Origin of the sequence: Bradyrhizobium sp. NAS96.2, assembly GCF_001908235.1 — a bacterium.
Taxonomy (GTDB): domain Bacteria; phylum Pseudomonadota; class Alphaproteobacteria; order Rhizobiales; family Xanthobacteraceae; genus Bradyrhizobium.
Map to the genome: position 1 here is coordinate 194061 of NZ_LGHK01000016.1, position 25411 is coordinate 219471.

The window sequence follows — 25411 nt, forward strand, 5'->3', positions numbered from 1 at the left end:
GCGATGATCGTCTGGATTACCGGCGCGAACGGGTTCATCGGCCGCCATCTCGTCCACGAGTTGGCGGGGGCAGGCCATGCCGTGCACGGCGTCGGACACGGAGCGCTTGATGCAACCGAAGCCCGGCGGCTTGGCTTGCAGAGCTGGATCAACGGCGAAATCGATGCGGCCAACCTGAATACCCTCGCGGCGGCGCACGGACTGCCGACGCGTATCTTCCATCTGGCCGGCGGATCGTCCGTCGGCGTCTCGATCGAGCGGCCGTTCGAGGATTTTTCGCGGACGGTTGCGAGCACCGCGCGGCTGCTCGAATGGCTGCGCGGATCGGCGCCGGATTGCGCAGTGATCGCGGCGTCGAGCGCGGCCGTTTATGGCGCCGACCATGTCGGCCCGATCGCCGAAAATGCCATCGTAACTCCGATGTCGCCGTACGGGCAGCACAAGTTGATGATGGAGCAATTGTGCCGGAGCTATGCGCGATCGTTCGGCTTGCATTGCACGGTCGTGCGGCTGTTCTCCGTCTATGGGCCCAATTTGCGCAAACAATTGCTCTGGGACATCTGTTCGCTGCTCAACAACAAGGAGCAGGTGCTCACGCTCGGTGGGACCGGCAACGAGATACGTGACTGGACCGACGTTCGCGATGTCGCGAGGCTGCTTGCGAGCGTCGCGGTAGCCTCGTCATCACAGGAGACCTTCCGGGTCATCAATGGCGGTTCGGGCCGAGGGACGAGGGTCGCCGACATCGCCGCCGGTCTCATCGGACAGTGGGGTAGCAAGACGGTTGTGCGGCACTCGGGGGTAAGCCGCCCCGGTGATCCCATGAGCCTGTTGGCCGACGATGCGATGCTGCGCCAGATCGGTTTCGATTGGCGCATTCCGCTCGATCAGGGGCTCGCCGACTACGTGGCCTGGTTCAAGGGGCAGGCTTCGTGACGCCGCGTCCCCTGCGGTTCGCGTTCAGTCACATTTCCCGGCGGCTATGGGCCGGCGGCTACAATTATCAGCGCAATCTGTTCGCGGCGCTCGACCGGTTTTTGCCCGGCGAGTTCGTTCCCGTCGTCTTTGCCGGGACCGGCGCCGAAGAGAATGAAATCGTGGAGCTTGCCGCGGTCCCAGGCGTCGAGATCGTTCGGTCGAAAGCGTTCGACGGTCAGCCAGGCCTGGCTGCGGCACTCGCGCTAGGTCTGGACCGGGGAGCTGCGGCGGCGTTTCGCTCCGCGCGCGTGGATGTCGTGGTCGAAGCCGCGCGCTTCTTTGGCTGGCGACTACCTGTCCCTGCAGTGGCGTGGATTCCGGATCTGCAGCACCGTTCGCTGCCCCAGCTGTTTCCAAGGACGGCACGCTGGCGCCGCGAGATCGGCTTTCGCGTTCAGATCGCCTCGGGGCGAACCATCATGCTGAGCAGCGAGAGCGCCTTGCGCGATTTCAGGGCCTGCTATCCGCATGCCCGAAACCGGGTCAGCGTCGTTCGCTTCGCGACCCAGCCGCCCGCCGGGTTCCTGAACACGGACCCATCAGAGGTGATCGCGGCCTACGGTCTGCCGGCGAACTACTTCTATCTGCCCAACCAGTTCTATCGCCACAAGAACCACCAGCTGGTCGTCGACGCCCTGACCATCCTGAAGCGTCGCGGGGTCAACGTGGTCGTCTGCGCCTCCGGCAGCACGGAAGATCGGCGCGAGCCGGGCTACTACGATCTGGTCAACGCCGAGATCCGGAAGCGCGGCCTCGATACGCATTTCCGGCACCTAGGCGTCATTCCGTTGCCCCACGTCTACGCGCTGCTGCGGGCTTGCACCGCGCTGCTCAACCCGTCGCGCTTCGAGGGCTGGAGCACGACGGTCGAGGAAGCGAAGTCGTTCGGCGTTCCGATGATCCTGTCGGACATCGATGTGCATCGGGAGCAGACCGCCGGCGCCGCGCGCTATTTCGGCGTCGATGATCCAGCCGCGCTGGCGGATCATCTGATGCAACTCTCCGAGCTCAAGCGTGAACCGGTGGTACGAAATGTCGTCGCGCATCAGGACGACAATGTCCGCGCATTTGCGGCAAGCTTTTCCGCCACGATGCAGCAGGCCGTTCGTCGGAATGCATGAGCTGGCGGCAAGGTAGACGCAGAGCCCGGGTCGCGATTGGCCGAGGACAGTTGGCAAAGCGGGCGCGTACTCAACCCGAAATCTGATTCCTCGATGCTGCTTGCGATGGCGTCTCCGCGCCGCACACTCGGCGGCGTCAATCTGCTTGAACCAGAGCAACAGGCAGCCCCTCCTGGAGGTTTGACCGAGCCTGCTGTTCCGATCCTCAAATATTGGGCGGCATGGAAGCTGACGCAGGCGCCGCGGGACCTGGCTTCGGGCAATTGATAGCCGACGCCTTATCCTGTTGGCGTTCGCTGAGCGCAGCTGTGCATCCGGATGTTGAGCCGTTGCCTTAGTCGGCGCCCGGAGCTAGCTCAAAGATGCTGTCGGGGCTTTCATAGGCATCCAGCATCGCCTTGGCGATGAGCTTCGGATTGTGCCACCGTTCGACATAACGTCGCGAGGCCTGGCCACGCGTGGACCATTCAGACCGTCGATCAAGAATGGCGGCAATGCTTTCGACAAGGTCGCCCGGGTTCAGTCTGTAAACGGGCAACTCGCGCCTTATAGCATCGGGAACGAACATCATATCCTCTTCTCGGATATAGCATGCGGCCGGCTTTCCCATCGCCATCATTTCAACGGCAAAGCCACCGTACCAGCCTGCCAGCACCTGGTCGATGGCGAGGTCTGCCGATCGATAGATCTCCAGCGCCTGTTCGTGGCTCGTCTTCTCGACAAGGATGAGGTCGAAGTCGTACCGCGACCGCAATTGCTCCAGGGCGTTCAGGATCATGGGAGTGCCCTTGATCCGTCCGGCAGTCGGGGCATGAACGATCTTCAGTCGGCCCTGTGTGGAGGGCGGCGCAACGTCGAACTGTTCGACGTCGACATTTGAGTACGGGAGGAATCGGCCGTTCGGTACGACGTGCCCGAGCTCCGGATTCAGATAGAAGACCCGATCGAACAGCGGCAGAACCTTTTCGATCAGGAAGTGCCGCCGATGGTCGAGCGCGTCCGTGCATCGTTGATACAGCTCGCAGTGTTGCGGGGCGCACATCGTCCATTCGTTTCGCCTGTTTCCTTCAGACGCTAGCCGCACGTCACAACCTTGCAGGGTCATGAACAGCTTCTTGTTGAACAGGCGGGCAGCGTGCAGGTCTGCGGTCCCCAGTCTGTTGGCGATGTCCGTTACCAGTGATGCCCGGGAGAGCACGGATCCCGGCGCGGAGAGGGGGAAACCCGGCGACAGAAAGGTCTGTCCGAAATAGTAGTGAAGAACATCGTAACGCCACTGGTTCTTCAGACCGAACGCCGCGCTGCGGATGGCCGTCTCAGCAAACCCGGCGTTCTCCGCGGATAGCATCCGGTCTGCCGGGTATCCGAGCCATGTGTCGTTTCGAACGACCAGGTCGCTGGATGCGCCGAGCTGCCGTTCGGCGCGGGATAGCACCCAGGGCTGATTCCCGACATTGACTGGTCCGTGCAGGATTCTCATGTGCGCGTGTTCAGGTCCACCGGCCCGGGTGAAGGCTGCACGGACTGCATGGCATGACCAGGTTTTGCGAACGCGTCGACTTGCCGCGTCAGGCTTGCCAGCAGATCCTCAGGGAGATCGGCGGTTTCACAATAGAGCTTTCCAAGCCGCGCTGCGACCGCTTGCAAGCTGTAATGTGTTTCCACGTAGCGGCGTCCGGCGTTGCCGATGCCATTCAGGTCGAACTCGCCTCTCAGGCATCGCTTCAGGACATCATAGATGTCGTCAGGTTGCGTGTTGATGATCGGGCAGGTCGACGGATCGATCATCATTCGGTCGTTACGCAGAAAGCACAGGACTGGTTTGGCCATGGCCATCGCCTCGAGGGCCGTATAGCCGTGAAAGCCCGCGACGAACTGATCCGCAACCACGTGCGATGCGCCAAAAAGCTCGATGACCTTCTTGTTGGGAACTCCCTGCACGGAGATCAGCTCGATCTTCTCTCCCTCTTTTACCAAGCGATCAATCGCTTCGAGCAGAAGCCGGGTTCCCTTGAAGTGCCCGTGGTTCGGCGCATGTGCGACTTTCAGCGTGTCGCCGGCTCTGTATGTCGGCGGCTTCGCGACCAGTTTGCTTGCGTCGATCGGCCAGTAGTGGATGTCCCGGCAGCCGGGCACATACGTCACCATGTCGCCCATCGCGATCTGTGCGGTCGCACGGCCCTTCAGGCGGTTGATCGACGAGGCATGCATCTCCGTCGTGCAAACGCAGAATTTGCCCGGGGCCGGACATTCTTCGCACAGGTTTGGATGACCAAGTTCGAGCGTTGATTCCCGTGCTCGGACGTCAGCACCGTAGGCGTAGGTATACAGCCGCTTTCCCGAGCGGAACAGGAGGTCGAGTTCCTGAGGGTTGATGCCATAGCGTCCATCGCTCAGCATCAGGCCGCGATCATAGAAGTAGTTGAAGAAATCGAAGCGCAGCAGGGCCCAGGCGAAGACGAGGTGACGAAACAGGCCGAGGCCTTTTCGACTGCGGATCAGTCGAAGGAATCCTTCGAACAGGATCAGATTGATGTCGAATGACCTCGTCACGTAGTAGGTGTTGAACACCAGCGACGACGAGCGGAAGCCCAGCATGCGATCGCAGCGCGCGAGCAGCGGCAAGGTGAGGATCGGAGTCGAGGCCCACAAGGTGCGCACCTTTCCCTTCGCCAGGCGCTTCTCGGTGGCGCGCCGGGCTGCGCTCACAAGCAGGCGAGCGGCGAAATCTGCGATGGCAGATTGGATTGGCCGGGGAGGTTCAACGTCGCCGGCGGGAAGGGTGGCCTCCTTCAGCGACGTCGATCCGATGGGTTCAATCTTGTTCACTCGGGAGTCCGATGGATGCCAACTCAACGTCAACCAGGAGCTTCTAGCACATGTTCAGTTCGAAGTGCCGCTCGACCGGCGGTACCTCCTCGCAGAGGCTGCACAGAGTAGGCAGCCCGCTAGCGCTATCTCAGGTTTCAGCAGCGCACGAAAACAGCTTCGATTGGTCCGGGGACGTTGACGTTCAATACATGAACAGGCTAAGACAGCGGCGGTTTGTTCCAAATGCGCACATATTCTGACGCGGCGGTTATACCGAGCTCCGCCATCGAATCAATCTGGATAGGCATTTCGTGTGCGGCATATTTGGCCTTGTAGATAAGACCGGGCCCGTCGATGCCCGCCGAGTGGACCAGATGACCGATCTCGTTGCCCACCGTGGACCGGATGGGCGCGGCGTGAGGGTGAACGGGAACGTTGGGCTGGGCCACCGGCGACTGGCCGTTATCGATCTGACCGATGACGGCGCGCAGCCGATGCGCGACAGGCGGCTTCCTGTCTGGATCACCTACAATGGCGAGATCTACAACTACGTCGAGCTCCGCGCCGAGCTCGAGGCCCTCGGATACGCCTTCCATTCGGCCTCGGATACCGAGGTGCTGCTGACCGCCTATATTTGCTGGGGTACGGCGTGCCTCGAGCGCTTCAACGGCATGTGGTCGTTTGCGATTCACGATGAGCGCGACAATACGTTGTTCTGCGCCCGCGACCGGTTCGGCGTGAAGCCGTTCTATTATGTGGATACGGCAACGCAGTTCGCGCTCGGCTCCGAGATCCGCCAGCTTCTCCCGTTGATCGAGCGCCCGGTCGCGGATGACGACCTGGTCAACGATTTCCTCGTTTGCGGCATGACCGACCATACCAATCGGACTTTCTTCAAGGGCGTCGAGAAGCTGCCTCCCGGCCATTGGATGCGTGTCGATGTGTCGACAGGCCGGGTCGAAATCGAGCGCTACTATTCGCTTGCTCCGGGTTCGGCGGTGACCGATGAGGCCAACGCGGCAAGATCGCTGCGCGAGCTGCTTGACGACGCGACGCGTCTTCGGCTGCGTTCGGACGTCCGTGTCGGAACCTGCCTCTCGGGAGGGCTGGATAGTTCGAGCGTCGCAACGCTGGCCGCGCGGCGTTATGCGCCGGGTTCCGGTGAGCGTTTCTTTGCCATCACTGCCGTCAGTGAGCAGGCCTCCAACAACGAGGAGGCCTATGCGGCGGAGGTCGCGGAGAAGGCGGAGTTGAACTGGCTGCGCACCAAGCCAACCTATCAGGATTTTGCGTCGACGGCGGAGACTTTGCTCGAGGTCCAGGAAGAGCCGTTCGCAGGGCCCTCGATCATGATGCAGTACGAAGTGATGAAGGCGGCGCGATCGAATGGCGTCATCGTGCTGCTCGACGGCCAGGGCGGTGACGAAACGTTGTTGGGATATCATCGCTACTATGCTGCCTGGTTGCTCGACCATCTTCGCCGCGGTGGCGTCATTGGATTTCTGTCGGCATTCGGCGCTGCAAAGCGGGCGGGCATTTCGCGCGGACGGTTGCTGTTTTATCTGTTCGGCGCCAGTTCGGCAGGGCTGCGTGCCGCCTATTACCGCTTGCGCTACACCTTTCTGAGAAAGCCCGACCTGCCCGAACCGCTTTGCCGCTTTGCGTCGAAGGCGAGGGATGCGCAGGGCATGCAAGTGCTGGAGATCAACGAAACCAATCTGCCGATGCTCTTGCGCTTCGAAGACAAGAACTCGATGAGGTTCGGCATCGAAACGCGGCTTCCATTCCTTGACTATCGCTTCGTCGAGTTTGCTCTGGCCCTTCCGACACGCATCAAGTTGAACAAGGGGTGGGCAAAATGGCCGCTCCGTGCCGCCATGAACGACCTCTTGCCGACCAGCATCAGCTGGCGCAGGGACAAGATCGGTTTTGCTGCCCCCGACCGGATATGGCTCACGCGGCACTCGGCCGCGATGTACGACAAGGTGATCGCGAGCGAGCTGCTGGCCCGCTATGTCGACATGCCGAAGCTCAAGCGGAAATTTCACCGGCTCGACCTTGGAATGCGCTGGAGGCTTTATTGCGTGGCGCTCTGGGGGGAGCGCTTTCGGGTCGAAGCGCCATGACGCATGATGATTCCTGGATGTCATCGTCGCCGTCGGCGGCCGCCGATTTGTCGGCGGATTCTTTCCGGGTTGGCTCATGAACATCTGGCTATTGCATCCGTTCGCCGGAGGACCGGGTCTCGGCCGTCACTATCGTCCGTTCTGGCTGGCTGACGCCTGGGCCAAGATGGGGCATCGGGTGGTGGTCGTCAGCGCCGCCTTTCACCATCTGCACAGGCAGCCGCGCGTGCCCGGCCCGCAGCGGATCAATGACGTCGACTTCTGGTTCCTCGACGCGCCGCGCTATCGCAATGGCAGCCTGGGGCGGCTTCGGAACAATTTGAGCTTCGGGCCGGCTGTCCGCTCGGCAGCCTCGGCAATTGCCGCGCAGTTCGGCAAGCCGGATCTGATGATTGCGTCGAGCCCGCATCTGTTCTTCATCTCGGCGGCGCATCAGGTTGCGCGGCATTTCGATGCCAGGTTCTGGCTGGAGATCCGCGACCTCTGGCCGGAGAGCATCGTGGCGCTTGGAATGACGCCTTCATGGCATCCCCTGATGAAGGTGCTCGGCTGGAAGGAGCGCGCGGCCTATCGCGCGGCAGGGCGCGTGATCTGTCTGCTGGCCGGAGCTGAAGCCCATATGCGCGCGCGTGGCTTGGCGGCCGGCAAGTTCCTGTGGATCCCGAACGGGGTGTCCGACGGCGAGATACAGAGCGCGCTGACGATCGAGAGTCTAGGGCATCCCCTGGTCGACCGCATCAATCTGCTGAAGCAGCAGGGCAGGCGCGTCGTCCTGTACGCCGGAGGCATGGGCCCGCCGAATGCGGTGGAGGCGATTCTCGACGCGGCTTCGATCCTCGGCAAAGCGAATGCCGGGATCCATTTCGTGATGATCGGCTCCGGCACCTCGCGGGACGCGCTGAAGCAGCGGGCGGCTGCACTTGCCAACGTGGAGTTTCACGACGAAGTCGATCGGTCGGTCGTGCACGGCATGTTGCATGCTTCCGATTGCGCTGTCGTCGCCTTCCACAAGAACGCGCTCTATCACCATGGCATCAGCCCCAACAAGCTGTTCGACTACTGCCTGTTCGCACCGCGCAGCGTCATTGCCTGCGAGGAGCGGGCGCTTGCCGGGCTCGAAGATCTGGTGACCGCGCGATGTGCGCCTGATGATCCCGATGCGTTGGCCGCATCCCTGCGCGCCGCGCTGGACGGTTCGCCGCGGCCGCTCGGCGATCGGCTCGCCGTCGCGCGTCGGTACAGCTATTCAACGCTGGCGGCGCAATATCTGGCCGAGCCCCCGGATCGGGCTTGAAGTGTGGCCGTCGCGACACATGGTTTTGATAAAATTCATTTACAATCAAATGGTTGCGATGTTCATGGCGTGAACGAATTCGCTTGACGTTCATTGGGTGAACGCGCTATCAGCCTGCTCCAGTGGGGATAGGTGTGATGGCAGGCATTCTACCGACGGATGAGAATGACAGCGACCGGCTGGTGCTCGGCCTGCTCACCTCGCTCGAGGCGGATGGAGCGCAATCGCAGCGGCGGATCGCAGCCGAATTGGGCGTCGCGCTCGGCCTCGTCAACGCCTACCTGAAGCGGGCGATCAAGAAGGGTTTCGTCAAGGTCGGGCAGGCGCCCGCACGGCGGTACGCCTACTACCTCACGCCGCAGGGCTTCTCCGAGAAATCGCGGCTGACCGTACAATTCCTTTCCGACTCCTTTTCGCTCTTTCGCAAAGCGAAGGAGGAGTATGGCAGGCTGTTTGAACGTGCGCAGGCGCGCGGCTTCAGGCGGGTCGTGCTCGCCGGACAATCTGACCTCTGCGAAATCGCGATCCTGTGCGCGGTCGACGGACCGATCTCGGTCCTTGCGATCGTCGATCCCGATGCGACTGCCACCCGGTTCATTGGCGTCAAGGTGGTTTCCTCCTACGCGTTGGTCGAGGAGCCGTTTGATGCTGTCGTCGTGACCCATTTGACGGCGGCGCGAAGTGTATTCGACCAGGCGGTCAGCAATTTCGGAGCAGAGAAGGTGCTCGCGCCGGACCTGCTGGGCTTGCGTCCAAAGCAGCCGCAGGGAGCGTGACGGCCATGGAGCCCGTTTCCCGCTGGTACGTCGTCCAGACGCAGGTCAACGCCGAAGCGAAGGCGGTCGCCAACCTCGGGCGGCAAGGGTTTTCCACGTATTTTCCCCGTTACCTGAAGCGCCGCAGTCACGCCAGGAAGGTCGAGACTGTGCCGCGTGCATTGTTTCCGCGCTACGTCTTTGTCGCGATCGATGTCACGTCCCAGCGTTGGCGCGCCATTCAATCGACGCTCGGCGTGTCACACCTTGTATGCGTGGGAGATCGGCCGGCCGCGGTGGAAACCGGCGTCATCGATGCCTTGAAGGCGCGTGAGGACAAGGCCGGCTTCATCACGCTTGCGCACAGGCCGGCTTTCTCGCCGGGGGACAAGGTGCGGATTATCGAAGGGGCGTTCGTTGACAGCCTTGCGCTCGTCGAAGACGTCAGCGATCACCATCGCGTCGCTGTTCTGTTGAATTTGCTTGGCCGCAAGGTTCGCGTTCTGGTCGGGACGGATCTGATCGCTGCGGCGTAACTGCGTCTGCCGCGGGCAGCGTGATCGAGATGTTAGGCTTGGGCGTGATGTTCGATTCACCCCGAGTGCGGTAGCTTGCCTGAAGCAAGCTTAAGGTTCGAAAGAGGGGCCCATGACGACTTACGCATTGATCGGCGCAGCCGGCTACATCGCTCCGCGGCATATGCGGGCGATGGCCGAGACCGGCGGCAAATTGGCGGTATCGTATGATCCGAACGACTCCGTGGGCATCATGGACAGCCACTTTCCCGATGCTGAATTCTTCACGCAGTTCGAACTGTTCGATCGTCACGTCGACCAGTTGCGCAGGGGCGGCACGAAGATCGACTATATGTCGATCTGCTCGCCGAATTATCTGCACGACGCGCATTGCCGGTTCGCACTGCGGTCGGGCGTCGATGCGATCTGCGAAAAGCCGCTGGTCCTCAATCCCGGCGATATCGACGAACTGGCGGCCATCGAGCAGGATACCGGCCACCGCATCTCGACCATTTTGCAGTTGCGCCTGCATCCGGCGATCATCGCGCTGCGCGACCGCTTCGCGAATTCCAAGAAGCGCCACAAGGTCGAGCTGACCTACATCACGTCGCGCGGGCGCTGGTATCACACCTCCTGGAAGGGCGCGGACGCGAAGTCCGGCGGCGTGGCGACCAATATCGGGGTGCACTTCTTCGACATGCTGAGCTTCGTGTTCGGCCCCGCCAGCCGCAACGAGGCGCACCTGCGCGAGGCGGAGCGGGCGGCCGGTTCGCTGGAATGCGAGCGGGCGGATGTGAGCTGGTTCCTGTCTTTGGATCGCAACGATCTGCCCGACGGCGTGAAGGGCAAGAAGACGACCTACCGCTCGATCACCGTCGATGGTGAGGAGGTCGAGTTTTCCGAAGGGTTCACTGATCTTCATACGCGGAGCTATGAGGAGATCGTCGCCGGTCGTGGCTTCAGGCTGGACGAGGTCCGCCCCTCGATCGATATCGTCTCCACCTTCCGCAATGCGCCGATCGTCCGAAGCAACGGCGTTCACGCCTTTGCCCAGAAGGCGATGCACAGATGAGCGAGATGCGCGAGGATCCGCGCTTCCCCGGTGTCTTGATCCATCAATCGAGTTATGTCGACGACGGGGCAGTGGTTGGACGCGGCACCAAGATCTGGCACTTCTGCCATATTCTGCCGCGCACGGTGATCGGTGAGAACTGCTCGATCGGCCAGAACGTGATGATCGGTCCGAACGTCAGGATCGGAAACGGCTGCAAGATCCAGAACAACATCTCGATCTATGACGGCGTCGAACTCGCCGATGACGTGTTCTGCGGTCCGAGTTGCGTTTTCACGAACGTCAACAATCCGCGCGCCGGCGTGTCGCGGAAGGACGAATTTCGCAAGACGCCGATCGGACGAGGTGCCAGCATCGGCGCCAATGCGACCATCGTCTGCGGGCATTCGCTGGGCGAGTACTGCTTCATCGGAGCCGGTACGGTTGTCACCAAGGATGTTGCTGCATTTTCGTTGATGGCGGGCAATCCGGCGCGACGAATTGGTTGGATGAGCAGGGCAGGCGAGCGGCTGGGCAGCGACCTGGTGTGCCCGCGTACTCATCGTCGTTACGAGCTTCACAATGAAGCGCTGGTGGAAATCGAGGATTGAAGAAAATGGACATTCGCGGAAAGAAAGTTGTCGTTATCGGCGGCGCCGGGCTGATCGGGTCGCATGCGGTCGATCAATTGACGCAGACCGATGTCGGCGAGATCGTCATCTACGATAACTTCGTACGCGGCACGCATGAAAACCTTGCCGGCGCGTTGCGCGACCCTCGTGTCAAGATTTTCGAGGCCGGCGGCGATATCACACAGACCGATATCCTCGATGCTGCCCTGAAGGGAGCCGACGGCGTCTTCCAGTTCGCTGCGCTCTGGCTGCTGCAGTGTCACGAGTTTCCGCGAACCGCCTTTGACGTCAACGTCAACGGAATGTTCAACGTCCTCGACGGCTGCGTGCGCAACGGCGTCAAGCGGCTGGTCTGGTCGTCCTCGGCGTCGGTGTACGGCGATGCCGTCGAGGAGCCGATGACGGAGGATCATCCGTTCAATAACAAGAACTTCTACGGGGCGACCAAGATCTGCGGCGAAGCGATGGCGCGCGCCTACCATTTCCGTTACGGCCTCGACTATGTCGGACTTCGCTACATGAACGTGTACGGTCCGCGTCAGGACTATCGCGGCGCCTACATCGCTGTCATCATGAAGATGCTCGATGCCATCGACAAGGGAGAGGGGCCAACGATCCTCGGCGACGGATCGGAAGCCTTCGATTTCGTCGCGGTGGAAGATTGCGCGCGAGCCAATCTCTGCGCCATGGGCGCGAGTGCGACCGACCGCTTCTACAATGTCGGCACCGGACAGCGGACCTCGCTGAAGCAGATCGCCGAGAAGCTCCTGAATCTCACCGGCTCCAACCAGCCGATCAACTATGCGCCGCGGAGTCAGGCCACGCTCGTGCGCAATCGCATCGGATCGCCGAAGCGGGCGCAGGAGGAAATCGGCTTCACCGCCGCGATCGACCTGGATGACGGACTGCGGCGGCTGATCGACTGGCGCAAGAGCCATATCGATCAGGTCGATCAGCGTCGTGCCAAGGCGCAGATCTGAGATCGCATCCGGGATCATTGAATAGATCGGCCAGAATCACATGTGCGGCATAGCCGGAATTCTGCACCGCGACGGGCGGCCCGCTTCAATCACCACGTTGACGGCAATGACCGATATCATTGCTCATCGCGGGCCGGACGGCGAGGGCCACTACTGCAACGGTCCCGTCGGGCTCGGTCATCGCCGGCTGTCGATCATCGATCTGACCGACGCCGCGCGGCAGCCGATGGAGATGCGCGACGGCCGATTTGTGCTGACCTACAATGGGGAGATCTACAACTTCAAGGAGTTGAAGGTCGAGCTTTCGGCAAGGGGGCACGTCTTCAATTCCTCCGGCGACAGCGAGGTGTTGCTGCACGCCTTCGCCGAGTGGGGGCTTGATGCGCTTCTCAAGTTCAACGGCATGTTCGCTTTTGCGATCTGGGACAATCACGAGCGGAAGCTCACCTTGGCTCGCGACCGCTTCGGCGTGAAGCCGCTGTACTACGCCGAACTTGGTCAGACCTTCGTCTTCGCCTCCGAGCACAAGGCGTTTCGGGCATTTCCCGAGTACAAGGCGCGCGTCGATATCAGAGGCCTCTCGGAGTATCTCAGCTTCCAGAACTTCTTCGCGGAGCGGACACTGTTTGCCGGCGTGAAGTTATTGCCGGCCGGCTGCTATCTGCAGATTTCGCAGGGAGGCAAGGTCGCCGAGCCGGTGCAGTACTGGGATTTTCATTTCGAGGAGCCCGAGTACGCGGTCGATGAGAACGAGGCGCTCGACGAGCTCGATCGCCTGTTCAGGCAGGCGGTCAACCGCCAACTCGTGAGCGACGTCGAGGTCGGGTGCTATCTTTCCGGCGGGATGGATTCCGGCTCCATTACCGCGCTCGCATCGAGCCAGCTGCCGTTCATGAGGACGTTTACTGTCGGCTTCGATCTCAACTCGGCCTCAGGCGTCGAACTCGGTTATGACGAGCGGACGAAGGCCGAATACATGTCCTATCTGTTCAAGACCGAACACTACGAAATGGTCCTGAAGGCCGGCGACATGGAGCGCGCGCTGCCCCGGCTTGCATGGCATCTGGAGGAGCCGCGCGTTGGGCAGTCCTACCCCAACTTCTACGCCGCGAAACTCGCATCCAAATTCGGCAAGGTGGTGCTGACCGGGACCGGGGGAGACGAGCTCTTCGCCGGCTACCCTTGGCGTTATTACCGCGCTGTCGTGAACGATGATTTCGATCACTATATCGAAAAGTACTTTGGATTCTGGCAGCGCATGGTTCCGAGCGGAACGATGCCGAGCCTGCTCGGACCGGTATGGGATGAGGCCAAGCAGACCTCGCCGATCGATATCTTCAGGGGCGTGTTCAAGGAGCACGCCTCGGAGCTGCGGCGGCCGGAGGATTACGTCAATCACTCGCTCTACTTCGAGGCCAAGACGTTCCTGAACGGGCTCCTTGTCGTCGAGGACAAGCTGGCCATGGCGCATGGGCTCGAGAGCAGGGTGCCGTTCCTCGACAATGATCTCGTCGATTTCGCGATGAAGCTGCCCGCCAAGATGAAGCTTGGCAATCTGACCGAGGTCATCAGCCTCAACGAAAACGAGCCCGGCGGAAAGGCGCAGCGCTATTACGAGCGCACCAGGGACGGCAAGCTGATTCTGCGGAAGATGATGAGCCGGCATATTCCCGACGAAGTGGCGGCGCGCGAGAAGCAGGGCTTCTCGGCGCCGGATGCCAGCTGGTTCAAGGGTGAGAGCATCGAGTACGTCAAACGTAGGCTCTTCAGCAACACGGCTCGGATCTACGACCTAGTGGACCGGAAGACCGTTCGCTCACTGGTCGACGAACATCTGGAAGGCCGGCAAAACAGGCGGCTGCTGATCTGGTCCTTGCTCAATCTCGAGCAGATCATGGAAAGCAGCTTTTAGGCACGCACGAATGGGAGCGCGCTGAAGATGAACGGTCTCTTCCCGGCAGCACGGTGGGTGCGGGTCGGCTTGTCGCCATATCGCAACTCTCAGGCGCTATGGATCACGATCAATCAGATTCTGCGATATCGCGAGCTTCTGCGCGAGATGGTCGACCGTGACCTGAGTGCTGCGCATGCACGGCACGGATTCGGCGCCTTGTGGGTCTTTATCCATCCGCTCGTCGTCGTTGGAGTTTACCTGCTCATCTTCGGATTCGTGCTGGGTAACAAGCTGTCGATCACAGCGGATTTTCCCGGCGACTACTCTGCCTACATCCTCGCAAGCCTGGTTCCGTGGCTGATGCTTCAGGCTGCGCTGGTGCGCGGGCCCGGAGCGCTGATCGGAAGTGCAAATCTCGTCAAGCAGGTTGTGTTTCCGATCGAGTTGCTTCCGATCGCGGCAACCATTGCCGCGACGATCCCTCATCTGCCGGCCCTCGGGCTCGTCATTCTTTATAAGGCGCATGTGGGGGGCCTCAGCTGGATGCTGCTGCTGTTGCCCGTCGTATTTGCCATCCATGCAATTCTGGCAATCGGATTGAGCTTCGCCCTCTCTGCAATCACTCCGTTCTTCCGCGACCTGCGCGAGATCGTCACGGTCTTCACCTCGATTGCGATGTATCTGATGCCAACGGTGTACCTCCCCGATTGGATGCCTCGTGCACTCCGTCCATTGATCTACTCGAACCCTTTCAGTTACGTAGTCTGGGTGTATCAGGACGTTCTCTTTTTCGGTTCGTTCAGACATCCCTATGCCTGGGCGGTGACCATCGTGTTCGCGCTGCTAAGTCTGGGGCTCGGATACCGCATCTTTGAAAAGCTGAAACCGTACTATGGCAACGCTCTCTGACAATCTGGAAGCCGGCGTACTGATCCCGCTTGCCGGGTCATTGGAGCCGCAATGCGCGATTCGGGTCACCGATCTGGGCAAGGCCTATCGGCTCTATCAGCAGCCGTTGGATTTCCTGAAGGAGATCATCACCGGAAGGCCTCGGCACCATGAGCATTGGGCGATCCAGAATGTCTCCTTCGAGGTGCTGCGCGGGCGCGTGGTCGGCATCATCGGGCCGAACGGCGCGGGAAAAAGTACCCTCCTGAAGATCATCGCCGGCCTGCTCGATGCCACAACCGGGCGGGTCGAAGTGGCCGGAAAGCTGTCCGCGATCCTGGAATTGGGCACCGGCTTTCATCCGGATGTGTCGGGGCGCGACAACATCGTCCTCGGCGGCATGTGCCTTGGAATGTCGCGAGCGGAGATTGAAGCGAAGGTTCCCTGGATCATCGATTTCAGCGAACTTGAAGATGTGATCGATCAGCCGTTCCGGACCTACTCGAGCGGCATGCAGGCGCGGCTCACCTTCGCCACGGCCATCAGCGTCGATCCCGAGCTCTTCATCGTCGATGAAGCGCTCGCAGCGGGCGACACCGCTTTCGTCAACAAGTGCATGAAGCGGGTTCGTCATATCTGCGAGAGCGGCGCCACCGTGCTGTTCGTCTCGCACTCGAGCGGGTTGATCAGCGAGCTGTGCGACGAGGCAATCTGGATCGACAAGGGGCGGGTGCTGATGCATGGGAATGCCCAGCGCGTCAGCAAGGCGTATGAGCAGAGTGTCTGGGATATCGAGGAAGCGCGCAATCTCAGGGAAACCAAGAAGCTCAGCCAGGCAGTCGAGAGCACGGCTGAAACCGGCAAGTATGAGCTTGGTGGCGGTACCCTGCAGATCACTGCCGTCGAGGTGCTTGACGTCGACGGCAAGCCGATCGGCGTGGTCAAGAACGGGCAGCCGCTTCGAATCCGGGTGTCATGGTCGGGTTTCACGGAGCACAAGCAGATTTACGCCAGTTTGCGGATCGATACCGCACGCCTCCAGGCGGTTGCCGGAATTGAGGGGTACGACGGTGGCCTGTTTCTCGATGGGGAGGATGGTCTGCCGGAGCGCGGAAGCGTGATCTACGAGGTGCCCGAGCTCGCTCTTGGCGAAGGGCAATACTACGTTTCTGCCGCTCTGTGCCGGCACATGCTGCCGAAGGGTTCGGAAGCCATCGTGCACTATGTGGAAAAGGCGGCTCAGTTCTCGGTGTCGCGGAATTCGTTGTGGCACTTTAGCTACCTCTATGATCCGAAGTTCACGTGCCGGATAGAGAGCATCGGATAGCGCAAATGGCAGATCGTGATTGGCAGGAAAGCCTCGAGGCTTTCTTCGAGCTTCGCGCCCGACAGATATCCGAGGAGCCGACGCTGGACGACCTTTGTTATGTCGCCGGCAGAAATCCGTTTCTCTGGACCGACCAGACCCTGCTCGATGATCTCAAGTCGCACCTCCTGGATCTGATGCGAATTGATCAGAACTCCGCAGTGCTGGAAGTCGGATGTGCGGCTGGCCTGCTGGCGTCTCTCGTTGCGCCGAACGTGCGGAAGTACACCGGGATCGATCTTGCGGAGGCGCCGTTGCGGGTCGCGCAGCGGCTGAAGCTCGGTAATGCCGAGTTCCGCAAGGGGGACGGGCAGAAGTTGGAATTCGGCAACGGCGAGTTCGATGCCGCCTTTTGCTACGACGTGTTCTCCAATTTTCCGACGTTCGAGACGGGTGAGAAGATCATTCGGGACATGCTGCGCACCGTGCAAAGCGGCGGCCGCGTGCTTATTGGCTCTGTCCCGGACCGAAGTGAAATTGAGCGAACTCAGGAAATCGCAACCCGGCTGGCAGCCGGGTTCGGGGCCCAGTTAAGCCGTCCGCCCATCGAAACCCTGGTTAAGGCCGAGAAAGCGGGTTCGCTGTCGAAATTCTCGCGCTATCTGGGATTGGGCACCAAAAACGCCGTGCGCGAGATCAAGCCGGAGATCGTGTCGCACTATTTCTCCAAGGACGACTTCATTCAGCTCGGGCGGCGCCTTCGGATTGAAACTCAGATTACCGACATTCACGCCCGCAACCCGTATGTCGGCACGCGCTTCAACGCCATATTCATCGCGAAATGAAAATCGTCGGATTTCACGAGCTTGGGCCCGATCGCTGGGACCCGTTAGCGGCGTCCTCGCCTGAGGCGTGGCTCACCCACGACGCGGCATGGGTTGGGATCGAAGAGCGGTTCTTCGCGGATGCCAACCTGTCGTTTGGGCTCGTTGAAAACGGCGACGTTGTCGGAATCCAGCCGCTGTATTTGAACGAGGGCGGCGTATTCGGTGAGCGACTGCTGCATTCGGGCATTCATCGCCATACTGGCCTGGCAATTCGTGACGGGATTAATCGAAGCACAATGCGGGCTGTCCGCTCGGCGGCCATGAAGCAGATTTTTGCGCTTGCTGAATTGTACGACGTCGATCGGATCCAGCTGAATAGCCACAATCTCGCGCCGGCAAATCGCTCGGCCTCGCGCGAGGAAATTCCCTTCTGGGTGAGGGACTTTGGATTCCACCTCGGGATCGCCTTCGGTCCGCATGGAATGACGCCCTTTCCGGGCCTTTCGACCGTCAATGCCGATCAGTTGATCGACCTTGATCCGTCGGAGGAAGACCTGTTCGCGAATTTGGATGACGGGTGCCGCCGGGCGGTTCGGAAGGCGATCAAGGCGGGCCTCGAGTTTGAGCTTGCGACGGATCGCTCGGCGCTGGGCAGCTACCTGGAAATAGCAAGGGAATCGGCGGCAAGGACGGGTGAGGTGCTGCCGTCCGCAGACTATTATGAAGCCGTGCTAGAACGTTTCTTTTCGCAGGGCCGCGCGCATTTGATGTTTGCGCGGGCCCAAGGGACCCGCCTGGCAGGCCTGCTCTTGTTGAGCGACAAGGGTGCCGTGCATTTCATGGCCGGAGTTTCGCGACCCGACGAATTGAACTTCAGACCGAACGACTTTCTCCATTGGAGTGCGATGCTGTGGGCGAAGCGCGCCGGCTTCCAGGCCTACCGCTTGGGCCCATGGTTTCCTGAAGTGCCGAGGGACTGGCCGATTTCCAAAGTATCGTATTTCAAGACCAAGTTCGGATCCAAGGCCAGATCCATCATCCAGGGCAGTATGTTTCGGCATCCCGAAAAGTACATCCGAGAGCTTCCCACGATACGGGACAATCTCGAGTGCATCGGGCACCGCGCAGCGCCGGCGTCCCAGACTGCGCAAACCGGCAGCGAATTCGTCGCGCACCTTCTCCGGGTGTTTGGGTTTCCGCAGGCCTCGGCATCGTCCGACGGCGCGCCCGTCGTGCTGTATCGTCCTCAGGGGACGGATGTGGGTATGGCACGCGAGGTCCTCGCCAACGGCCGCGCGGTCGCGGCAGTGCTGCCGGCGGTCGAGTTCGCTGAGGCATTTGCTGTTGTGGCGGAGGCAAGAACCATCGGCTCCGCTCAAGTGCTGCGGGCGGAGATGGCAGGGGCGAAGCCGTGGAAGCGGCTGCGGACGCTGCATTCCTACATGCGCTTTGCCGCCCCGGACGGCGTTCCAATCGTATCCGACGATGAGGGACGCGCTGCCTGGCTCTGCTTGAACACCGCTGCAGGCGGCCCGATCATGTTCATCGGAACCGATTTCGTTTCCGATCTTGTTCGCTATCGTCAGGGCGACCCAGTGGCGGCCGCGAAGCGTCCCACGGAGGCGATGTGGGGTTTCGCCGGCGAGCGGCCGAACTATCTGTTCGAAGGCCAGCTTGCGGGGGAAAGCTTGCGTGAGCGGCCCGCCGACTGGTGGTGCGAGGCTTTGGCCGATGCATTGGCGCGCCATTGCAAGGTGAACAGGTTGCCGATGCTGCCGAACGGGGCGGCGGGCGCCATTGTCGTGACCGGCGATGATGACCAGGCGGCACTAAGCCGCTATGCCCAGCAGCGCGAGGCGCTCGGATCGACACCGGTCACGTACTATCTTCACCCCCTCACGAAGCACACCGCGAGCACGCTCAAGCAGCTTAAGTCGAGCAGGAAGGTCGAACTGGGCCTTCATCCCGATGCGCTCGAGCATCCCGATCAATACGCCAATCTGTTCGCCGAACAGGCAAAGTGGTTCGAGCAATTGACCGGAGAGGGTGCGCGCACCGTTCGAAATCATGGCTTTCTGAACGATGGCTATTGGGGACATGCGACGGCCTGGAATGCTCATGGCGTGAAGGGCAGCTCCAATTTGCCGGGGCTCGACGGTTGCGTCCTCAATGGTTCGCTGTTGCCGGCCAAGCTCTTGCTGGATGACAAGCTGACTGAACATTGGAGCGTCCTGACTGCGATCGGTGACGGGATCGTATTCGTGCATGGTTGGGATGATCATCAGTCGGGTAACTGTATCCTCGAGCTGGCTGATCGGATTCGCACCGATGGCGTTCCCGGTGTGATCGTTGTCAATCTGCATCCCGAGAATATCGATAAGACTCGGGGGATGCACCAGGCAGTTCGCAAGGTCGTTGAGGACGGGTTTATTCCGTGGACGATGAGCGAATGTTTCGAGTGGTTCGAGCGAAGGCCAACTCAAAGCGGCTCCGCCGTGCGTAAACGCTTCGCGTTTCCCTGGTCCTGAGATTGGAAACGACTGATCATCTCGGCATGCGTATCGGTATCCTGTCTGATGCCCACGGTAACGTGGAAGCTTTCGAGCTGGCGCTCCAGATCCTGACGGACGCGCGCGCCGACGAGATCTACTTTCTGGGCGACGCCGTTGGATATATCCCGGACAAGGGCGTCGTCAGCGCACTGATGGGCAGCAGCATTCGCTCCGTTCGCGGAAATCACGACGACATGCTGCTGCGACAGAGCGCGAGTGACGCGAAGGATCTCGTTTATCGTCACCGGGAAACATTCGCGGCGCTTAGCCACGATGAGCGAGAGTTCATCAGCGAGTGGCCGTCGCAACTGCGCCTGAACGGCGAGCACGGAACGATGCTGTTCGTCCATGGCAGTCCAAAGGATCCGCTCGCGGGATATGTCTATCCGGACAGCAGCTTGGCCGATCTCTCTACTGTGAACGCCGATATCGTTTTCATGGGCCACACCCATCATCCGTTCGTGCGCGAGCACGGCGGAAAGCTGCTTGTCAACGTGGGGAGTTGTGGCCTCCCGCGAGGTGACGACCTCCGTGGCGCGGTCTGCATTTACGATCTTGGCGAACGTTCAGCGACGATCATCAGGTTCGATATCTCGGGCTGTTGCCGCCGAATCCTTTCGCGCCATTCGCTTTCGCCCACTGTAACATCCCTGCTGGAACGATGCTCAAACTACGAAGTGAGGAACGATCGTGAAGCGTAGGCGGGTCAAGGTGCTGCTGACCGGGATTGGCGGAGGCGGGCATGGCGAGCAAATCCTCAAGGCTCTTCGGCTGGGAGAGCTCGAATACGACATCGTTGGCACCGACATGTCCGATGCCTGCGCGAACCGGCACCTGGTCGATAAATTCGTGAGGTTGCCGCGGGCGACTGATCCCGCTTACCTGGATGAACTCAGGTCTCTCGCCCAATCAGAGAAGTGCGTCGCCATCTTTCATGGGTCGGAGCCCGAGATGGCTGTGATGAGCCGATCCAGAGCTGCGCTCGAGGCGGATGGCTTTTACGTTCCTGTCAACCCGCCGTCGGTTCTGGATATCTGCCAGGACAAGACGAAAACCATGGCGCATCTGGCGTCGTGCGGCTTCCCGACGCCGAAGTTCAGGGAAGTCCGCGATCTGTCCGATCTTGATGATTGGTCAGTCTTGCCGGCCATCCTGAAGCCTGCAGTAGGGGGTGGCGGATCGGCCAACGTGTTCATCGTTCAGTCGACCGAGGAACTGCTGACTTTCTCGCGCTATCTCCTCGGAATTTGTCCATCGTTCACGATCCAGGAATACATCGGCAGTTCTGAAGACGAGTACACCGTTGGCGTGCTTTTCGGAGCGGATGGCGTCCTGATCAATTCGATTGCTATCAAGCGTGTCATCAACAACGCGTTGACGATCCGCGCGCAGGTTCCAAACCGGACGGGGCGGTCCGAATTCGGCGCGAGGCTCGTTGTGTCGACGGGCATCTCGCAAGGGCACGTTGCCAACTGGCCGTCGGTTCGAAGCGCGTGCGAGAAGATCGCCGAGTCGCTGTCGCCGAAGGCGCCGGTGAACGTGCAGTGCCGCGTTGCGGACGGTGTCGTCATTCCATTTGAGATCAACCCGCGCTTTTCGGGAACGACCTCGTTGAGGGCAATGGCCGGATACAATGAGCCCGACGTTCTCATTCGACGCGATGTTTTCGGGGAAACGATCCCGGAGCGGTTTCCATACAAGGAAATGATGATCTTGCGCGGCTTGGAAGAGCATCTAGTCGGCTAGGAAGCGACGTTCCACGACCAACAGAGAGCGACCACGATGAAAAAACAGTGCCCGGTGTGCGAGTCCGATCGTCTGCATGACATCTATCCTTCGTTTTCAGGGACATGCATCACCTCGGATATGATGGTCCTGCGTGACGCGTCGTTGGGCAATCGGCTTTGTTCGGATTGCGGCCTGATATTCAATGCCGGCGGGACCAGGGGATGGAGCGAAGCCTTCTATAAGGAAAGCTACAGCCTGATGATGAAGAGCCAGGACGCGGCAATTCAGAGCTTCTCGGGTCCGGCGCCCATCTCCCAGGCGGAGCGCACGCACCAGATTCTGAGGGAGATGACCGGTCTGCCGGCTGATGGATCCATTCTCGAGATCGGTGCGGGAAAGGGCGATTTTCTCGCACATTTTCTCGAGGAATCCCGCGACTGGCGTGCGGCGGCCTTCGAGCCGAGCTCGGCATTCGATGTCCTGCAGAAGAAGTTTCCTTCCGCCCGGCTTAGCCGCTGCGACTACAAGGAGTTCGAGGCCGAGGCGGGCAGCTTCGATCTGATCGTGGCGCTGGGCGTGCTCGAGCACGTCGACAACCCGCTCGACATGTTGAAATGGGCGCATCAGCGGCTCAAGACGTCGGGCCTCTTCTACATTCGCGTTCCCAATTTCGCGAAGAATCCGAACGACCTGTTTTGCGCGGATCACCTGTCGAAGCTGACCCTGCATTCATTGGAATCGCTGGCTCACGCCGCAGGATTCGAGGTGGTGGCTTCCAAGGAAGCGGGAGTGCCTATCTTTATTCTGCTGAGGAAGGTTGATGGTCCGAAGCCGCAAGCGGCGAATGTCGTGGAGCTCAATCAGCGCATCGTCGATCAGAACGCGATGGTGGCCAAGAACGCGATGGACGCGATCGACCGGTGCCGCAAGGCAGCCGATGCCGCCGGGGAGCCCTTTGCCATCTTTGGCCTGGGGTCGTCGGGTTTGTTTGCGCCGTTCTACCTCGGCTTCGACGTTGCGAAGATCGCGGCCTATCTCGACGAAAATCGATCCACGTGGGGGAGCGGTCTGCACGGACGTTCGGTGGGCGGCCTCGACAAGATCAAGGAATTGGGAATTCGTCACGTGGCGCTGGCGATCAGCCCGGTCTACTTCGATCAGGTGAAAGCGAAGCTGGCGCCTTACGGCGTGGAAATCTACTCGGCTTAAGGCGCGTCAAGGACGGTCCTGCAACTTCGCGGTCGGGTTTCGAAGCAGTTCGTTCGCGACGGAAGTGTGTGGGGCCCCGGCATTGAGAGTATCGATCAAATGAACATCACAGAACCGAGTTTCGACGAAGCTGAAATTGCGTTGCTGCGGGAATGCCTCGACTCGAAATGGGTGACGCAGGGACCGTTCACGGAGCGGTTCGAGCGGCTGATTGCCGAGAAACATGGCGTTAGGCATGCCCTTGCGTGCACGTCCTGCACCGCCGCGCTGCATTTGGCGACCCTGGCCCTGAAACTTGGGCCGGGCGACGAGGTGATGGTCCCGGCCTTCACCTGGGTGACAAGCGCGCACTCCGCCGAATATGTCGGCGCAAAGCCGGTCTTCGTCGACATCGATCTGTCGACCTTCAATATCGATCCGGAGCGGCTGGAGGCGGCGATCACACCGCGCACGAAGGCGATCGTTGCGGTCCACCTGTTCGGTCTCGCCGCCCCGATGGATGAGATCAAGGCGATTGCGGAACCTCGCGGCATCGCAGTGATCGAGGACGCTGCGTGCGCAATCGGTACGACCTACAAGGGCCGGCCGGTTGGCGCGATCGGCGACATCGGTTGCTTTTCATTCCACCCGCGCAAGGCGGTCACGACGGGAGAGGGCGGTGCCGTAACCACCAACCGCGATGATCTTGCGGAACGCGTGCGATCGCAACGCAACCACGGCTCCACCGGCGCTCCGGACGCGTCGATCGAGCCTCACGGCCCATGGACGATGGCGACGTTCGACAATCTCGGCTTCAACTTGCGCCTGTCCGACATCCAGGCAGCCGTCGGCGTGGCGCAAATGGGCAAGCTTGACCGGCTGCTGTCGGAACGCAGACGTCTCGGGCATCGCTATTCCGAGCTGCTGGCAGGAAACAATTCGATCGTGCGGCCGCTCGGCGGGGACGTCGACGGGCACGCGTTTCAGTCCTACGTCATTCGTTTCGTTGACGGAGACCGCGCGCGCCGCAACGCGGTGATGGCGACGCTGGCTGCGGCGGGAATTCAAACCCGGCCGGGCACGCATGCAGTGCACCGGCTCGGCTATTACAAGAACAAATATGGTCTGCGGCCCGAGCAGTTTCCGAACGCGGCACTCGCGGAGGACACGACGATTACGTTGCCTATCTATCCGAACATGACGGAAGAGGATCAGCTCCGAGTGGTTGATTGCATCAATCGGGCTTGCGCCTGAGGCACGCGCGGAGCCGCATCGGTGTTCTCGAAGCTATTTCGGTTGACTTACTGCCTATTTGAGGGGACGCGTTTTCCCAATCTGTCGCAGTTCGCACGAAAGAACCATGATTTTGGCGCAGTTGTTTCTGCGCTTTCTCCTGCACAACGGAGAGGGCGTATAGATCAGGCGATCTTTGAAAACGTGAATCGGGTTGTTGCCGATTGCAACTATGCGCTCCTTGCCGCCTTGCTGGATGCGCTGCGACCATTTCTAAATCCCGATCAATCATCTGAAGCGCAAGAATTTTGGAGTGCGCTCGTGGCCGATTGTCGCGTGATAGCTGAGGATCGATTGTTGAGAGGCGAGTTGAACTCGCTTTGGGGTGTTACGCCGATCGTCAATCTGCGCGAGTGCGTTGCTGCCGACCGCGCCTTGGGCGCGAACGCCTACTCGCTCGTGTTCACCACGTACCACACTTCCTCGAATTTTGATTTCGTATTATCGGAACTTCAGGAGCGCGTCATAGCTGAGCGTGGCGAGGACTTGTACCGGTTTCGATGGCTCGTGCTGATCTGGGCCATTGCCAACTTCGATTTCTTTCATCTCTACAACGACCGCGGCATCATCGAACCGGCCGGCGGCTATGGCAGTCCTCGCTTTGGAATTGCGGTGCGCGAGATGGAAATATATCGCCAAGCCGGCAAGCGGCTCTATACCTACGCATACGGTGCCGACCACCGGACGCGTGAGAAGAATCTGGCACTTGGAAAATGGAACTTCTGCACCGAGTGCCCTGAACCGGGTGTCTATTGTGTCTGCGACGATGCCGGCGGCGCCGCCATGCTGCAGGTCATCAGAGAGTACTCGACTGCCGTGGTTGCGCACGGGCTAGCCATGAGGCTTATCCCTGGCGCTCGAAATGTGCCGTATCTGACGGTCGACGTTAATAAATTCTCTCCCCGACGATCCTGGTCTCAAGGGGATGGAAATCTGATTGTGGGGCACTTTCCGAACCACGGCTATTTCAAGGGGACAAAATATCTAGAGGGCGCAATCCATTCCCTGCAGGCTGAAGGTCATGCAGTCGAGCTCTTGCAACTGAGCGGAAAGCCGCACCATGAAATACTGGAGGCGATGCAGAAGATCGATGTTCTTGTCGACCAGCTCATAAGCGGATCCTTCGGCTTGACTGCAGTTGAAGCAATGGCATCGGGCTGTCCCGTCGTCTGCTATCTGCACGATGGAGTAGCGGTCGCCGATCGCGAAGGCTGCCCGGTCATCGAAGCAAATCCAGATACGATTAAGGAAACCTTGCGTCAGCTGATCGCGGACCGCACACGGCTTTCAAAACTCGGAGCCGCCGGCCCTGATTATGTCCGGAAGAACTACTCGGTAGAGGCGCTTGGCAGGCATTTGGCTGATCTATATGGGGAGACCGCAGATTTGCCAAAGCCGCTGAAAGCAACAATCGCCGAACGCACGAAGTCGCTGAGTTCGTGATGCCGTCAAAGCGATCCCTGCTCGAAAAT

At 60.5% G+C, this 25411-nt stretch carries 22 protein-coding genes; 20 read left to right on the plus strand and 2 right to left on the minus strand.

Translation table 11 applies throughout. From position 1 onward, the window contains the following. Positions 1-3: 3 nt before the first annotated feature. The 3 genes from AC628_RS04065 to AC628_RS42550 are packed head-to-tail and all read left to right on the plus strand — an operon-like array spanning position 4 to position 2366. On the plus strand, positions 4-936 hold the full coding sequence (locus AC628_RS04065; protein ID WP_074125452.1) for an NAD-dependent epimerase/dehydratase family protein: 933 nt from the start codon (positions 4-6) through the stop codon (positions 934-936). Continuing rightward, positions 933-2099: a glycosyltransferase family 4 protein gene (locus tag AC628_RS04070; RefSeq protein ID WP_074125453.1), complete on the plus strand. Its 1167-nt coding sequence runs from the start codon at positions 933-935 to the stop codon at positions 2097-2099. Before AC628_RS04065 ends, AC628_RS04070 begins: the two co-directional genes overlap by 4 nt. Positions 2100-2135: 36 nt before the next feature. After that, entirely contained in the window at positions 2136-2366 is a 231-nt protein-coding gene (locus AC628_RS42550) for a hypothetical protein (protein ID WP_143201425.1), read from the plus strand. Positions 2367-2433: 67 nt separating this feature from the next. On the opposite strand, the gene AC628_RS04075 is transcribed toward AC628_RS42550, so the two are convergent. Both AC628_RS04075 and AC628_RS04080 read right to left on the minus strand, forming a co-directional pair. Further along, complete coding sequence (locus tag AC628_RS04075) at positions 2434-3579, minus strand: glycosyltransferase (RefSeq protein ID WP_074125454.1); 1146 nt, start codon at positions 3577-3579, stop codon at positions 2434-2436. Further along, positions 3576-4928, minus strand: a complete 1353-nt coding sequence (locus tag AC628_RS04080; protein WP_074125455.1) for a glycosyltransferase family protein — start codon at positions 4926-4928, stop codon at positions 3576-3578. The genes AC628_RS04075 and AC628_RS04080 overlap by 4 nt, the downstream gene beginning before the upstream one ends. 293 nt (positions 4929-5221) lie before the next feature. Here AC628_RS04080 and asnB (AC628_RS04085) point away from each other — a divergent pair, with 293 nt between their 5' ends. The 17 genes from asnB (AC628_RS04085) to AC628_RS04165 all read left to right on the plus strand — a co-directional run bounded on the left by asnB (AC628_RS04085) (position 5222) and on the right by AC628_RS04165 (position 25382). Next, on the plus strand, positions 5222-7036 hold the full coding sequence (gene asnB, locus AC628_RS04085) for an asparagine synthase (glutamine-hydrolyzing) (protein WP_074125456.1): 1815 nt from the start codon (positions 5222-5224) through the stop codon (positions 7034-7036). A gap of 76 nt (positions 7037-7112) precedes the next feature. Further along, entirely contained in the window at positions 7113-8330 is a 1218-nt protein-coding gene (locus tag AC628_RS04090) for a glycosyltransferase family 4 protein (RefSeq protein WP_074125457.1), read from the plus strand. 182 nt (positions 8331-8512) lie between these two features. Then, entirely contained in the window at positions 8513-9106 is a 594-nt protein-coding gene (locus tag AC628_RS04095) for a winged helix-turn-helix transcriptional regulator (RefSeq protein ID WP_245321018.1), read from the plus strand. A gap of 5 nt (positions 9107-9111) precedes the next feature. Continuing rightward, the gene (gene nusG / locus AC628_RS04100) at positions 9112-9621 is read left to right on the plus strand and encodes a transcription termination/antitermination protein NusG (RefSeq protein ID WP_074125458.1); all 510 of its coding nucleotides are present in this window, start codon (positions 9112-9114) and stop codon (positions 9619-9621) included. 112 nt (positions 9622-9733) lie between these two features. Further along, positions 9734-10672 (plus strand): Gfo/Idh/MocA family oxidoreductase, encoded by a 939-nt coding sequence (locus AC628_RS04105; RefSeq protein WP_074125459.1) that lies wholly within the window; start codon positions 9734-9736, stop codon positions 10670-10672. After that, entirely contained in the window at positions 10669-11262 is a 594-nt protein-coding gene (locus tag AC628_RS04110; RefSeq protein WP_074125460.1) for an acyltransferase, read from the plus strand. The genes AC628_RS04105 and AC628_RS04110 overlap by 4 nt, the downstream gene beginning before the upstream one ends. Before the next feature lie 5 nt (positions 11263-11267). Further along, the gene (locus AC628_RS04115; protein ID WP_074125461.1) at positions 11268-12263 is read left to right on the plus strand and encodes an NAD-dependent epimerase/dehydratase family protein; all 996 of its coding nucleotides are present in this window, start codon (positions 11268-11270) and stop codon (positions 12261-12263) included. A gap of 40 nt (positions 12264-12303) precedes the next feature. Beyond that, the gene (gene asnB, locus AC628_RS04120; RefSeq protein ID WP_074125462.1) at positions 12304-14175 is read left to right on the plus strand and encodes an asparagine synthase (glutamine-hydrolyzing); all 1872 of its coding nucleotides are present in this window, start codon (positions 12304-12306) and stop codon (positions 14173-14175) included. Positions 14176-14202: 27 nt separating this feature from the next. Then, on the plus strand, positions 14203-15066 hold the full coding sequence (locus AC628_RS04125) for an ABC transporter permease (protein WP_074125463.1): 864 nt from the start codon (positions 14203-14205) through the stop codon (positions 15064-15066). After that, positions 15050-16372, plus strand: coding sequence for an ABC transporter ATP-binding protein (locus AC628_RS04130; RefSeq protein ID WP_074125464.1), 1323 nt, complete (start codon positions 15050-15052; stop codon positions 16370-16372). Before AC628_RS04125 ends, AC628_RS04130 begins: the two co-directional genes overlap by 17 nt. Positions 16373-16377: 5 nt before the next feature. Next, a complete protein-coding gene (locus tag AC628_RS04135) occupies positions 16378-17196 on the plus strand; it encodes a class I SAM-dependent methyltransferase (protein WP_074125465.1) in 819 nt (272 codons plus the stop codon). Continuing rightward, the gene (locus AC628_RS04140) at positions 17193-19706 is read left to right on the plus strand and encodes a lipid II:glycine glycyltransferase FemX (RefSeq protein ID WP_074125466.1); all 2514 of its coding nucleotides are present in this window, start codon (positions 17193-17195) and stop codon (positions 19704-19706) included. Before AC628_RS04135 ends, AC628_RS04140 begins: the two co-directional genes overlap by 4 nt. A gap of 26 nt (positions 19707-19732) precedes the next feature. Next, complete coding sequence (locus AC628_RS04145; protein ID WP_074125467.1) at positions 19733-20431, plus strand: metallophosphoesterase family protein; 699 nt, start codon at positions 19733-19735, stop codon at positions 20429-20431. Then, positions 20421-21476, plus strand: coding sequence for an ATP-grasp domain-containing protein (locus tag AC628_RS04150; protein ID WP_074125468.1), 1056 nt, complete (start codon positions 20421-20423; stop codon positions 21474-21476). Before AC628_RS04145 ends, AC628_RS04150 begins: the two co-directional genes overlap by 11 nt. Before the next feature lie 36 nt (positions 21477-21512). Then, on the plus strand, positions 21513-22667 hold the full coding sequence (locus AC628_RS04155) for a class I SAM-dependent methyltransferase (protein ID WP_083632566.1): 1155 nt from the start codon (positions 21513-21515) through the stop codon (positions 22665-22667). 66 nt (positions 22668-22733) lie between these two features. Further along, positions 22734-23900 carry a DegT/DnrJ/EryC1/StrS family aminotransferase gene (locus tag AC628_RS04160; RefSeq protein WP_210190156.1) on the plus strand — a complete coding sequence of 389 codons (1167 nt, stop codon included), beginning with the start codon at positions 22734-22736 and terminating at the stop codon, positions 23898-23900. A gap of 21 nt (positions 23901-23921) precedes the next feature. Continuing rightward, positions 23922-25382 carry a glycosyltransferase gene (locus AC628_RS04165; RefSeq protein ID WP_143201426.1) on the plus strand — a complete coding sequence of 487 codons (1461 nt, stop codon included), beginning with the start codon at positions 23922-23924 and terminating at the stop codon, positions 25380-25382. Positions 25383-25411: the final 29 nt, after the last annotated feature.